We start from the raw sequence: 12,288 nt of genomic DNA, 5'->3' as shown, positions 1-12,288 counted from the left end.
TGCCCATGAACATCGTCGTCAAAGAAGAACTCAAGGCCTACATCGACCCGCTCACCGCAGACGAATACGAGGCGCTGGAGCGCAGCATCCTGGCCGAAGGCTGCCGCGATGCGCTGGTGCTGTGGGGTGACGTGCTGGTGGACGGACACAACCGCTACGGTATCTGCCAGAAGCACGACCTGCCGTTCAACACGGTGCAGAACACCCGCTTCCAGAGCATGGACGATGTCCACCTGTGGATGATCGAACAGCACCTGGGACGGCGCAGCGTGTCGGACTTCCAGCGTGGCGAACTGGCGCTGCGCAAGCGCGAGATCCTGGCCCAGCGCAAGCGCATCGAGCAGGAAAAGCTGCAGCGCGAAAGCGACGGCACCGCCGAAGGCCAGGACGACGAGCAGGACAGCCCGCCGTGGGATCCAGCACCGAGCTTCAGCCGCGCCGAACTGGCCCGCGAAGCCAAGCTGAGCAGCAACCAGATCAGCATGATCGAACGCATTCGTGCGCAGGCTGCGCCGGAAGTGGTGGAAGCGGTGAAGAACGGCCAGCTTTCGATCAGCGCGGCGGCGGCGGTGGCATCGCTGCCGGAAGACGAGCAGCGCGCGGCCGCCACCGGTGGCAAGGACGAACTGAAGCAGGCCGCCAAGCGCGCCCGCGAGGCCAACCGCAAGCCGCGTGCCGCCAAGCCGGCGGTGGCGGTACAGGCGGAAGAGGTCAGCGAGGACGAGCAGGCGCTGCGCGATGCCGAAGTAATGCACGCGCTGGAACAGCTGGGCGAAGGCGCCCCGGCACTGCGTGCCCGCATCGTCAGCCTGACCCGCGAAAACGATGCGCTGCGCCAGCAGCTGGCGGCGCTGCGCGCGCAGCTGGCCTGATCGCCGCGTGGTGCCGGGCCGGGTGGCAGGGCAAGGCTGCCGCTGCGCTCGCCGAGCATGGCTCGGCGCTACCGCTGCATGTCCACCGCCGATGGGATCGATGTTCACCGTCAACGGGGCTCAACACCGGCCCCGGTAGACTGCCCGCATGACCACGACTCCCGTTGATCCGCGCCGCGCCCAGCTGCGGCGCCTGAAAGCCATCGCGTTCGGCATGCTGCTGGTGATGCTGGCCGGTTTCGCGGTCAGCCACTGGCAGGGCGAGCGCGGTATCTGGGCCTGGGTTGCCGCCTTCTGCGAAGCCGCTGCGGTGGGCGCGATGGCCGACTGGTTCGCGGTGGTGGCGCTGTTCCGCCGGCCGATGGGCCTGCCCATCCCGCATACGGCGATCATCCCGCGCAGCAAGGAGCGCATCGGCGACAGCCTGGCGGTCTTCGTGCGCGACCAGTTCCTGGCGCCGGACATGCTGCTGGCGCGGCTTAAAGTGTTCGATCCGGCCGCCCGCCTGGGCAGTTGGCTGTCCGCACCCGAGCAGGTGCGCATGCTGGCCGACATGGCGCGTGGCTGGGCATTGCAGGCACTGGATTTCTTCGACGAAGCCGCCGTGCGCCGCCAGTTGCACGGCTTCGTGGTGCAGCAGCTGCGGCAGTGGAACGCGGCCTCCACCGCCGGTGAACTGCTGGCCCTGCTGACCGCCGATGGCCGCCACCAGCGCGTGCTGGACGAAGGCCTGCAGCGGCTGGCGCGCTGGCTGGAACAGCCGGAGGTCAAGGAACGCGCCTCGCAGCTGATCGTGCGCTACATCCAGCGCGAGTGGCCGACCCTGTCCAGCACGGTGAACTGGATCAAGCCGATCGATGAGATCGGCGACAGCCTGGCCGAGCGCCTGGCCGGTGCGGTTCTGGAAGAAATGCAGCAGGTGCTGGCCGAGCCGACGCACCCGCTGCGGCAGGACTACGAACAGTGGCTGGGCAGCTACGTGCAGCGCCTGCGCGAAGACCCGGCGCTGGCCACCCGTATCGAACAGCTGAAACAGGAAATGATCGACCACCCTGCCCTGCAGGAGTACGTGCAGGGACTATGGTCGCGCATCCACGCCAGCCTGCGCGCCGACCTGCAGAGCGAAGATTCCGCACTGGCCGGGTACCTGGAGCGAAGCATGGCCGCGCTCGGCCGCAGCCTGTCTTCGGACCCGGCCCTGCGCGATGCGCTCAACCAGCATTTGCTGGAGGGCGCGCAGCGGCTGACCTCGCGCCTGCGCGATGGTGTCACCGCGCATATCGCGCAGACGGTGAAGGGGTGGGACGAACGCCATCTGGTGGACCAGCTGGAACTGAGCGTCGGCCGCGACCTGCAGTTCATCCGCTTCAACGGCACGCTGGTCGGCGGGCTGATCGGGTTGCTGCTGCATGCAGCCACGACATTGCTGGCGACGTGAGCGTAGTCGTAGTCGCAAGGCCCATTGATGGCGCAGCGCTGGATGACCACTCCGATGGATATTTTCGACGCAGGTAACTCTGTGATTGCCGACAAACCCGGCGCCATCGCACGTACCTAGCATTGGCCTTGCCCGCCCGCCAACAGCGGCAGCAGCGAGCCAGTCCTTACCTCTCGACAGGATCCCCTTTTACGGGGTCCAGGGATGGTTGCGGCCTGAAATCCCCATGCCGCTCAGATCCACTCTGGAATCCGAACCATGACACTTCCTGCGCCCCGACTGATGAAACCGCTCCTCCTTGCTGTGCTCTGCGCGGCATCGACCCTGTCCACGGCACACGCCGACGCACCTTCGCTGCAAAGCCGCGACCTGGTGTACCAGTACGATGAAATGTTTGATTTCGATATCGCCACGTGGCTGGCCGGGCACGCGCCACAGCTCAGCCCGCAGGCCGAAACACTTTCGCACTGGGCAGGCTACAGCGGCATCAGTCCGCGCGTCCTGCTTGCCCTGATGGAACTGCAGACCGGCGTGGTCGGCAATCAGGATGCTTCGCCTGCACGCCTGGACCGGCCGTTCGGTGCGCTGGTCGCCACCACCGGCTTCGGGCCGCAGCTGCGGGAAGTGGCCGAGTCCCTGCGTGATGCGATGTACGACGCCAATGACACCAGCACCAAGGGGCCGGTGGCGCTGTCCGGCGACAATCCGCTGCGCACCCTGTACGCATTGTCAGGCATGGACGACACGCGTGCTGCCGCGCTGGCCGACGCCGGGTTCAACGATGTCTACCGCCGGCTGTTCGGCAGCACCCGGCAGGTCGCGCTGCGCTCGCGGACGGCCCTGCCGCAGCCTCGCGCCGATGCCCCTCCGACCAATCTGCTGCAGTTCCCTTACCCGCTCAACGCGCGATGGCACGTAGGCGGGGCGCACACCCATTCCGGCAGCGGCCGCTTCCCGATGTCGTCGCTGGACATGTCCGTTGGCGGAGGATGGGGCAGCAACCAGAACAACAACTGGGTAACGTCTTCTGCAGCGGGCAGGTTCAAGCGCCATTCGTCGTGCATGGCCGAGGTCGTGCATGAAGGCGGGTGGTCCACGACCTATTACCACCTGATGAACATCCGTCAGGCCACTGGCGCCACGGTGGCCGCGAATGACCCCATTGCCAATCCGGCCAATACCAGGGGCCAGGCGTTGTGCGATGGCGGCTCCTCGACCGGGCCGCATGAGCATTGGTCGCTGAAATCCAATGGCAGCCAGCACCATCTGAACGGTGTCACGCTGTCCAGCTATCTGATCACCGCGACAGGTTTCAGCTACGACACCAATTGCCAGCGATTCAACCTTAGCCGCAAGGGGCAGCGCTACTGTGCCGGGTTCTACACAAACATAGGTGTTGACGCTCCCTGAATAGGGTATTCTCCCGCGCATCGCGCGCCAAGGCGGTGCGCCGGGGGGATCCATGACCAGGATGTTGATGACGCTGGCGCTGTGTGCGCTGGCAACGCAGGCGCACGCGCAACGCGTGTACAAGTGCAGCGATGGCCAGCAGGTGGCCTACCAGTCGGTGCCCTGCCCGAAGGAACAGGACACCGGGGTGAGCCGCCCGGTGGTGCGTGATCCCAGGCTGACCACTGCCGACCGGATCCGCGTGGCGCAGGAATCGTCGCAGGCACGCCGTTGGGTGCGCGAGGGCGCCGGCTACGATCAGCCCGATGTGCGCGGCACGGTGATCGACAACGTGGTCGATCCGCAATCCTGCGAAGACGCACGACTGCGCAAGGAAATGGCCGAAGTGTTCACCGGCCGCAGCGCTCCGGCACGCATCGACCAGGAAATCCACCGCGCCTGCGCGGTGCGCTGAAAGCCCGTGCGGTCACGCGTGTGACCGTACTGAAAACGCTTGCTTAACTAAATGCGAATACTTATCATTTAGTCACATCGTACGCCCAGCCAGTCAGTCGCGGACCCGTTCCGCCGTTGCCGCCCCGTGTACCAGCTAACGTTCGCCGCCCCGTCCGGTGCGGTGACGATGGGAGCGGGCGCTGCATCCTGGCGCTGGGCATGCGCGCCTGCGCGGCCACTTCCATCGCCGGCTTTCTTACCTGCATGGAATCGCATCCCTCATGTCGTCGCTGTTCAACGCTCCGCCCCGTTCGCTGCTCGCGCTTGCCATCGGCAGCCTGCTGCTCGCTTCCACCGCCCACGCCGACACCCCGGCCGATGCCTCCGCGCGCACCCTGGATGCCGTGCAGGTCACCGCCGATGGCGAGATCAAGAACGGTTATACGGTCAAGCACGCCAGCACCGCCACCAAGCTGGACCTTTCGCTGCGCGAAACGCCGCAGTCGGTGACCGTGATCACCCGCCAGCGGCTGGACGACATGGGCCTGTTCGCGCTGTCCGATGTCATGGGCCAGGTCACCGGCGTGCACGTTTCGGTCACCGACAGCGAGCGCATCAACTATGTGTCGCGCGGCTACAACATCACCAATTTCCAGGTCGATGGCATGCTCAACACCTTCGGTGGGTCGATCAAGACCAACACCGACAGCGTGATCTACGAGCGTATCGAAGTGATCCGCGGTGCGACCGGCCTGACCACCGGTGCCGGCGATCCGTCGGGCACCATCAGCTTCGTGCGCAAGCGCCCCACCGATACCTTCCAGGCCGGTGCCAACCTGACCGTGGGCCGCTGGGGCAACCAGCGCCTGGAAGCCGACCTCGGCGGTCCGGTGGCGCTGGACGGGCGCATCCGGGCGCGCGTGGTCGCGGCCAAGCAGCAGAGCGATTCCTTCCGCGATGTGTACAAGCTGGACAAGGACGTGTTCTACGGCATCGTGCAGGCCGACGTCACCGACAGCACCCTGCTGGAACTGGGCTACGAGTACCAGTCGCCGCACACCTCCGGGGTGACCTGGGGCGTGGTGCCGTACTGGGGCGCCGACGGCAAGCCGGCCAACCTGCCGCGCTCGACCAACCTGTCGGCATCGTGGAGTGCCTGGCCGATCATTGAAAAGACCAGCTTCGTACGCCTGGAGCAGCAGCTCGGCAACGGCTGGTCGGCCAAGGCCAACCTGACCCACGCCGACCGCGATACCGATGGCAGCGTCTGGTACGGCGCGCAGGGCTACCCACGCCCGGACGGTACCGGCGTGTCGGCCTACGTTTCGCACTTCAACGAGCAGAGCACGATGGATGTGTTCGACCTCAACGTCAGCGGTCCGTTCAAGCTGTTCGGGCGCAACCACGAACTGGTGTTCGGGCTGGGCCAGTCGGTGCGCAAGGGCGAATCCGATGCGCTCGACTTCGACTACACCGCCGCCTATGCCGTGGTGCCGGACTGGCGCAACTGGACCGGCGATGTGCCGCGGCTGCCGGTCACCCGGCTGGGCTACCTGGCGTCGGAGAACGAGCTGAAGCAGAGCGCCGCCTACGTGGCCGCACGGCTGCAGCTGGCTGATCCGCTGCTGGCCGTGGTCGGTGCCCGTTATGGCAGCTGGGAAACCAGGACCTGGCGTTACACCCATGACACCGCCGGCAACCTGACCGCCACCACCCGCACCGGCTACAAGCCTGACGATTCGCTGACCCCGTACCTGGGACTGGTGTACGACTTCAACACGATCTTCAGCGGCTACGTCAGCTACACCGACATCTTCCAGCCGCAGAACTACCGCGACCGCAATGGGGATTACCTGGAACCGGTGGTCGGCACGATGTGGGAAGGCGGCCTGAAAGCCGAGTTCTTCGGCGGGCTGCTCAACGCATCCGCGGCGATCTTCGAAGGCGAGCAGGACAACGTGGCCGAGATCGATGATTCGGTGCCGCCGTCGTCGCTGCCCGATGGCAGCCAGGCCTACCGTTCCACCGGCAAGGGCAACAAGGTGAAAGGCTGGGAGCTGGAAACCCAGGGCAGCATCGGCGAGCACTGGAACCTCTCCGCCGGCTTTGCCCACACCACCATCCGCAACCGCGCCGGCGTGCTGCAGAAGACCACCAACCCGCAGGACACCTTCCGGCTCAACGCCAGCTGGCGTCCGGGCGGCGCCGAGGGCCGCTTCTGGCTGGGCGGCGGCGCGACCTGGCAGAGCGGCATCTGGAACAACAGCACCAAGCCGCGCGCGGACTACCTGACCAGCGGCCGCACCGAAAGCGCGCGCATCGAACAGGATGCGTTCTACCTGGTGAACCTGTCGGCCGGTTACCGCTTCAACGAAAACTTCAGTGCCCAGCTCAACATCAACAACGTGCTGGACAAGGAGTACTACAACAACGTCGGCTTCTACCAGGGTGTCTACTGGGGCGAACCCCGCAACGTGACCATGACGCTGCGCTGGAAGCTCTGACGATCTGATGGATGCCGCCGGCGATGTGCCGGTGGCCGGCCACGGATGGCCCCCTCTCCACCGGCAGCGATGCCATCAACCGCAACTGCAGGATCACCGTGGACCGCTCGCCTCCTTCTGCCAGCACGACCGCCAGCGCCCGCCTGGCCACGTTCTTCGCCCGCCCCGGCTGGGGTGTGTTTTCGCGCAGCATGGCCGCCATCTTCGGTGGCTACGCGCTGGCCGCGGTGACCTGCGTGTTCTGCGCGCTGGCGTTGCCCGGCGCGCGCGGCCAGACCGTGCTGACCGGGATGTTGGTGGCGATCGTGGTCTGTGCCTGTGCGGCGCTGTGGGCCTTCGCCAGCCGTACCGCATTGCGTGCCTGGCTGGGCATCGCGCTGCCCACGGCGGTGATGGCGGCGGTTGCACGGGCACTGGGAGCGTGGGCATGAAAAACGGATTCCGCCAGTCGATGGCCTGGCTGCACACCTGGACCGGCCTGCTGGTCGGCTGGCTGCTGTTGTTGATCTTCATGGCCGGCACGGCCAGCTACTACCGCGAGGAAATCAGCCGCTGGATGCGCCCGGAACTGCCGGCCACCACGGTCAGTACCGACGTCGCCGCCGAGCGCGCGGTGCACTACCTGCAGGAACATGCCGGCCAGGCCGAGACCTGGTTCGTCACCCTGCCCGACCCGCGCAACCCGGCCATGCGGATGTTCTGGCGCAATCCGGAATCGATGGTCAAACCGCCGGTGGAAGGCGAGCGCCGCCGCCGCGGTGGCGGACGCTTCGGTGATGCCACGGTAGATCCCAACACCGGCGAAAAGCTCGAGGCGCGCGAAACCCGCGGCGGCGAATTCTTCTACCGCTTGCACTTCGACCTGCACTACATCCCGGTGCTGTGGGCACGTTACCTGGTGGGTTTCTGCGCGATGTTCATGCTGGTGGCGATCATCACCGGGGTCATCACCCACAAGAAGATCTTCAAGGACTTCTTCACCTTCCGCAAAGACAAGGGCCTGCGCTCCTGGCTTGATTTCCACAACGTCAGCGCGGTGATGGCGTTGCCGTACCACGCGATGATCACCTACACCGGCATCGTCACGTTGATGGTGATGTACCTGCCGTGGGGCATCAAGGCGGCCTACCCCACTGATGAAGATGCGTTCTTCAGCGAAGCGTTCGGCGGCATGCCCGAGGTCAGCGCACCGGCTGAAGGGCGCGCTGCACCGCTGCCGATCCAGCAGTTGCTGGACAGCGCGCGCACGCACTGGAAGGGCGTGGATGTGTCCAGCTTCAGCGTCACCCGCCCGGGCGCGGCCAATGCGGTGATCGACATCCGCCAGCGCGATGGTCGACGCCTGTCCATCGATACGCCGGCGCTGCGCTACGACATGGTGACCGGCAAGCTGCTGATGGAATCACCGGCCTCCGGCGCGGCCACTGCGACGCGCGGGGTGATGTACGGGCTGCACCTGGCCCACTTCGCCGACTGGGGACTGCGTGCGTTCTTCTTCCTGTCCGGCCTGACCGGCTGCCTGATGGTGGCCAGCGGCGTGGTGCTGTGGGCGGTCAAGGAGCGGCCGAAACATGCCAGGAGTGGCCGGATCGGCTTCGGCCTGCGGCTGGTGGACGCGCTGAACATCGGCGCGGTGGCCGGCCTGCCGATCGCGTTCGCAGCGTACTTCTGGGGTAACCGGCTGCTGCCGCTGCAGCTGCCCGAACGCGCCGACGCCGAGGTAAGCGTGTTCTTCTACGCCTGGGGTGCGGCCCTGCTGGCCGCCTTCGTCTGGCCGAAGCGGGTCATGTGGACGTGGCAGCTGTACCTCGGTGCGGCCTTGTTCGCGCTGTTGCCGCTGCTCAATGCGCTCACCACGCACGCCCATCTGGGCGTGACCGTGCCGGCCGGCGACTGGGTACTGGCCGGCTTCGACCTGGTGATGCTGGCCTTCGGCGCGATGCTGGCGATGTGCGGCTGGAGGATGCAGCGCTGGACGCCGCCGTTGAGCGCGGCGGAGAAGAAAAGACGAGCGGCCGCCGCTGCCGCGGGCAGTGCGGTGGCGATGGAGGCGAAGGCATGATGCTGCTGGCGTTGGGCGTGTCCTTCAGCGCGTTCGCGGCGTTGTCGCTGGCGATGGAAAAGCACCAGCTGGACCTGCATGGCAAGCAGGCCGCGCCGCTGTCGCGGCGTAGGCAGTGGTCGGTGCTGGGCTGGGTGCTGCTGGGCGTGGCGTTCGGCTTGAGCGTGGTCGACCACGGCTGGGCGATGGGCCCGGTGCTGTGGCTGGGCACGATGACCATCGCCGGGCTGCTGCTGGCCTTCGGGTTGTATCCGTGGAAGCCGCGCTGGATCGCGCCGGTGGCGCTGGCGTTGCCGGTGCTGGGGCTGGTGGCGGCGTTGGTGTGAGGTAGTGACGGCCGCTGGCCGTCATGCTTCTGCCGCTGCGCTCGCCGAGCATGGCTCGGCGGGGTGCGAAAAGCATGACGGCCAGCGGCCGTCACTACCGGGGGCGCGGCGACTGCCGGAGCATGACGGCCAGCGGCCGTCACTACCGGGGGCGCGGCGGGCGCGACCCACCGGGGCGATCAGAGCGCGCGCAGTTCCCATGCGCGATGGATGCGCGCGTTGCGTTCGAAATCCGGCCCGATGGTGCGTGGGCTGATCTCGCGGCAGGTGGCGAACGCGGCGATCGCGTTTTCTTCCAGCTTGAAGCGGCGGAAGTTGTTGGAGAAGTACAGCACGCCACCCGGTGCCAGCCGCGCCACGGCCGCACGCAGCAGCCGCAGCTGCTCGCGCTGCACGTCGAAATCTTCGGCACGCGCGGAGTTGGAGAAGGTCGGCGGATCGCAGAAGATCACGTCGTACCGGCCTTCGTCGGCCTCCAGCCACGCCATCGCATCGGCCTGCACCAGCAGGTGCTGGTTGCCGCCCTGCCCGTTCAAGGCCAGGTTGTCGTAGCACCACTGCAGGTATGTTGCCGACAGGTCCACGCTGGTGGTGCTGGCCGCACCCGCCACCGCCGCCTGCACACTGGCCACGCCGGTATAGCAGAACAGATTGAGGAAATGCTTGCCGCGGATCTGTTCGGCCATCGTCCGGCGCAGCGGACGGTGGTCCAGGAACAGGCCGGTATCGAGGTAATCGAACAGGTTCACCCGCAGCAGCGCGTCGTTCTCGCGCACGATGAGGAACTCATCGCGCCGCTCGAAGCGACCGTACTTGCTGCCGCCCTTGCCGCGCTCGCGCGACTTCAGCGCCACCTGCTCCGGCGGAACCTGGAACACCTCGCGCGCGGCCGACAGCAGTTCGTTGCGGCGGCGGCGCACGTCGTTCTCCGGGATGGTCGCCGGCGGGGCGTATTCCTGCACGTGCAGGAAGGTGCGGCCCTTGCCGCCGTCTTCCTGGTACACGTCGATGGCCGCCGCGTATTCGGGCAGGTCTGCATCGTAGGCACGGAAGCAGGTCACCTGCTCGCGCGCTCGCCAGGTCTTGAACTTCTTCAGGTTCTTGCGGATGCGGTTGGCCACCATCTGCGCGCCTTCGCTCAGCTCGCGCGGCACGGCCGGGTCGCGCTTGGGCACGGCCACCGGATCACAGACGATCAGCGCGCACTCCAGCGCACCGTTGAACATCTGGTACTTCTTGCCGGCGCGCAGGCCGGTGGCGAAGGCCAGTTCGTCATCGCCACACAGCAGGCTGGCGCGCCACTGCGGCACGGCCTTCTGCAGCGCATCGCCGAGACGGCGATACAGTGCTGGATCGGCCGCCAGCCGCTCGTCATAAGGCGGGTTGCAGACCACCGTACCGATCTCCAGCGGCGGCGCCGGCAGGTCATCGATATCGGCGCGGGTGAAGGTGATCGCATGCGCGACGCCTGCCACTTCGGCATTTTCGCGCGCCGCGGCAATCGCCAGCGGATCGATGTCGCTGCCGAACACCACCGGCTTCAGCGCCGCCAGGCCGGCGGTCTCGCGCTCGCGCGCCTCGGTCAGCAGGGCCTTCCAGCTGTCCTTGTCAAAGCCCAGCCAGCGGCTCGGCGGCAGACTGCCATGGCGCATCAGTCCGGGTGCCACGTCGGCGGCCATCAAGGCGCCTTCGATCAGCAGCGTGCCACTGCCGCACATCGGGTCCAGCAGGCCCCCTCCGGCGGCGTGCAGGCGCGGCCACTGCCCGCGCAGCAGCACGGCGGCGGCAAGGTTTTCGCGCAGCGGCGCATCGTGCGCGGCGCCACGCCAACCGCGGCGGTGCAGCGGGCCACCCCCGAGGTCGATGGAGATCGTGGCCCGGCCCTTGCGCAGGGACAGGTTGATGCGGATGTCCGGCAGATCGGTATTCACCGACGGACGCTCCAGCCCTTCGCTGCGCATGCGGTCGACCACCGCATCCTTGATCCGCTGCGCGGCAAAGCGCGCGTGGGTGATCTTGTCGCCGGAGACGTGGGCATCCACGGCCAGGGTCATCTCCGGCTTCATGTGGTCCTGCCACGGCATCATGTGCACGCCGTCATACAGGGCCTGTTCGTCGGGGCATTCGAACTCGGCCAGCGGCCACAGCACGCGGCTGGCCAGGCGCGACCACAGCACCACGCGCTGCGCCTGGGCCAGGTCACCTTCGGCGTTGGCGCCGGCAATGGTAGCGGTCGCCTTGGCGAGGCCCAGGGCCGACAGTTCATCGGCAAGCAGGTATTCCAGGCCCTTGGCGCAGGAGACGAAGAAATTCACGGGATCGGTTTCGCAGGTGGGGCGGCCGCTTGCGCGGCGCAGGATCGGGCAGGCCCTGGCAACGGGCCCGCGCCCATGCCGGCGGCACGGGGGCCCCATTGTAATCGCTGGCGGCCCGGACCGCCCTGACGGGTGTCGGACGTTGGGAAAGGGCGTGACGACCAACGCTCGTCACCCACCGTGGGGATCGGTCGTCACCGAGCAAACCCGTTGGTAGCGCCGAGCCGTGCTCGGCGGGGAGCAGAAGCAGGACGGCCAGCGGCCGTCACTACCGGGATTGCGGCGGCTGCACGAGCAGGACGGCCAGCAGCCGTCCCTACCGGGGCGGCGCCTTACAGGCGGCGCAGCAGGGCTTCAAAGGCGGCCGAGGATTCGGCCACGTGGTCGTTCAGGCGATGGCCGTCGTTGACCAGCAGCAGCGATGCCGAGCGCTTGCGCGCCCAGTCGATGACCGCGGTCGCGGGGATCAGTTCGTCATGCCAGGCGTGCACTACGCTGGTGGGCACGGCGGCCGCATCCAACGCGGGCATGGGGCCCATGGTGGTCGGCGGCACCATCAGGAACAGGCCCGCCACCGGTACCTGCAGCGAGGCGATGGCGGAGATGTAGGCGCCCAGGCTGGACCCGGCCAGCACCACCGGGCCGCGGGCCGCGGCGGCCGTGGCCAGCACGATGAGCCGCTGCAGCCGTGCCGGCACGTCGCCGAGCCGGCTCACGTCCGCCCTGGCATCCAGGTCCATGAAGTCGGGCCGCTCGTGGGTCCAGCCAAGCCGCTCGGCCACGTCGGCCAGCGCGGTCACCTTGATGGCATCGGGGCCGCTTTCGAAGCCATGCGACAGGATGCAGTGGCCGCGGCTCATGCGGACACCGTCGGGACGCGCGCAGCGGTCATTTCGGGAATGCAGTTCATCGCGCAATGCTAGCAT

The 12,288-nt window shown here is 67.3% G+C and carries 10 protein-coding genes; 8 read left to right on the top strand and 2 right to left on the bottom strand.

Going from position 1 to position 12,288, the window contains the following annotated elements:
- Nucleotides 1-5 precede the first annotated feature (5 nt).
- The 8 genes from RTX79_RS16240 to RTX79_RS16205 all read left to right on the top strand — a co-directional run bounded on the left by RTX79_RS16240 (nucleotide 6) and on the right by RTX79_RS16205 (nucleotide 9,047).
- A complete protein-coding gene (locus RTX79_RS16240; RefSeq protein ID WP_312684779.1) occupies nucleotides 6-872 on the top strand; it encodes a plasmid replication/partition related protein in 867 nt (288 codons plus the stop codon).
- Between the two features lie 148 nt (nucleotides 873-1,020).
- On the top strand, nucleotides 1,021-2,310 hold the full coding sequence (locus RTX79_RS16235) for a DUF445 domain-containing protein (RefSeq protein WP_312684777.1): 1,290 nt from the start codon (nucleotides 1,021-1,023) through the stop codon (nucleotides 2,308-2,310).
- Between the two features lie 513 nt (nucleotides 2,311-2,823).
- Nucleotides 2,824-3,720 carry a M23 family metallopeptidase gene (locus RTX79_RS16230; protein ID WP_312684775.1) on the top strand — a complete coding sequence of 299 codons (897 nt, stop codon included), beginning with the start codon at nucleotides 2,824-2,826 and terminating at the stop codon, nucleotides 3,718-3,720.
- 52 nt (nucleotides 3,721-3,772) lie between these two features.
- Nucleotides 3,773-4,174 (top strand): hypothetical protein, encoded by a 402-nt coding sequence (locus RTX79_RS16225; protein ID WP_309686951.1) that lies wholly within the window; start codon nucleotides 3,773-3,775, stop codon nucleotides 4,172-4,174.
- A gap of 262 nt (nucleotides 4,175-4,436) precedes the next feature.
- The gene (locus RTX79_RS16220; RefSeq protein WP_123699431.1) at nucleotides 4,437-6,659 is read left to right on the top strand and encodes a TonB-dependent siderophore receptor; all 2,223 of its coding nucleotides are present in this window, start codon (nucleotides 4,437-4,439) and stop codon (nucleotides 6,657-6,659) included.
- Between the two features lie 98 nt (nucleotides 6,660-6,757).
- Entirely contained in the window at nucleotides 6,758-7,090 is a 333-nt protein-coding gene (locus tag RTX79_RS16215) for a DUF3649 domain-containing protein (RefSeq protein WP_312684820.1), read from the top strand.
- Nucleotides 7,087-8,721 carry a PepSY-associated TM helix domain-containing protein gene (locus RTX79_RS16210; protein WP_312684774.1) on the top strand — a complete coding sequence of 545 codons (1,635 nt, stop codon included), beginning with the start codon at nucleotides 7,087-7,089 and terminating at the stop codon, nucleotides 8,719-8,721. The genes RTX79_RS16215 and RTX79_RS16210 overlap by 4 nt, the downstream gene beginning before the upstream one ends.
- Nucleotides 8,718-9,047 carry a DUF3325 domain-containing protein gene (locus tag RTX79_RS16205; RefSeq protein WP_057507744.1) on the top strand — a complete coding sequence of 110 codons (330 nt, stop codon included), beginning with the start codon at nucleotides 8,718-8,720 and terminating at the stop codon, nucleotides 9,045-9,047. Before RTX79_RS16210 ends, RTX79_RS16205 begins: the two co-directional genes overlap by 4 nt.
- Before the next feature lie 179 nt (nucleotides 9,048-9,226).
- Here the strand turns inward: RTX79_RS16205 and rlmKL are convergent, their stop codons facing one another.
- Together rlmKL and RTX79_RS16195 are read right to left on the bottom strand one after the other, a co-directional pair.
- Nucleotides 9,227-11,362, bottom strand: coding sequence for a bifunctional 23S rRNA (guanine(2069)-N(7))-methyltransferase RlmK/23S rRNA (guanine(2445)-N(2))-methyltransferase RlmL (gene rlmKL / locus RTX79_RS16200; protein WP_312684773.1), 2,136 nt, complete (start codon nucleotides 11,360-11,362; stop codon nucleotides 9,227-9,229).
- 332 nt (nucleotides 11,363-11,694) lie between these two features.
- Nucleotides 11,695-12,222, bottom strand: coding sequence for a hypothetical protein (locus RTX79_RS16195; RefSeq protein ID WP_123699433.1), 528 nt, complete (start codon nucleotides 12,220-12,222; stop codon nucleotides 11,695-11,697).
- Nucleotides 12,223-12,288 lie beyond the last annotated feature (66 nt).

The organism is Stenotrophomonas chelatiphaga (genome assembly GCF_032054965.1).
GTDB classification, from domain to species: domain Bacteria; phylum Pseudomonadota; class Gammaproteobacteria; order Xanthomonadales; family Xanthomonadaceae; genus Stenotrophomonas; species Stenotrophomonas chelatiphaga.
Note: the sequence above shows the minus strand (reverse complement) of the source record. Positions and strands in the feature narration are given on the sequence as shown.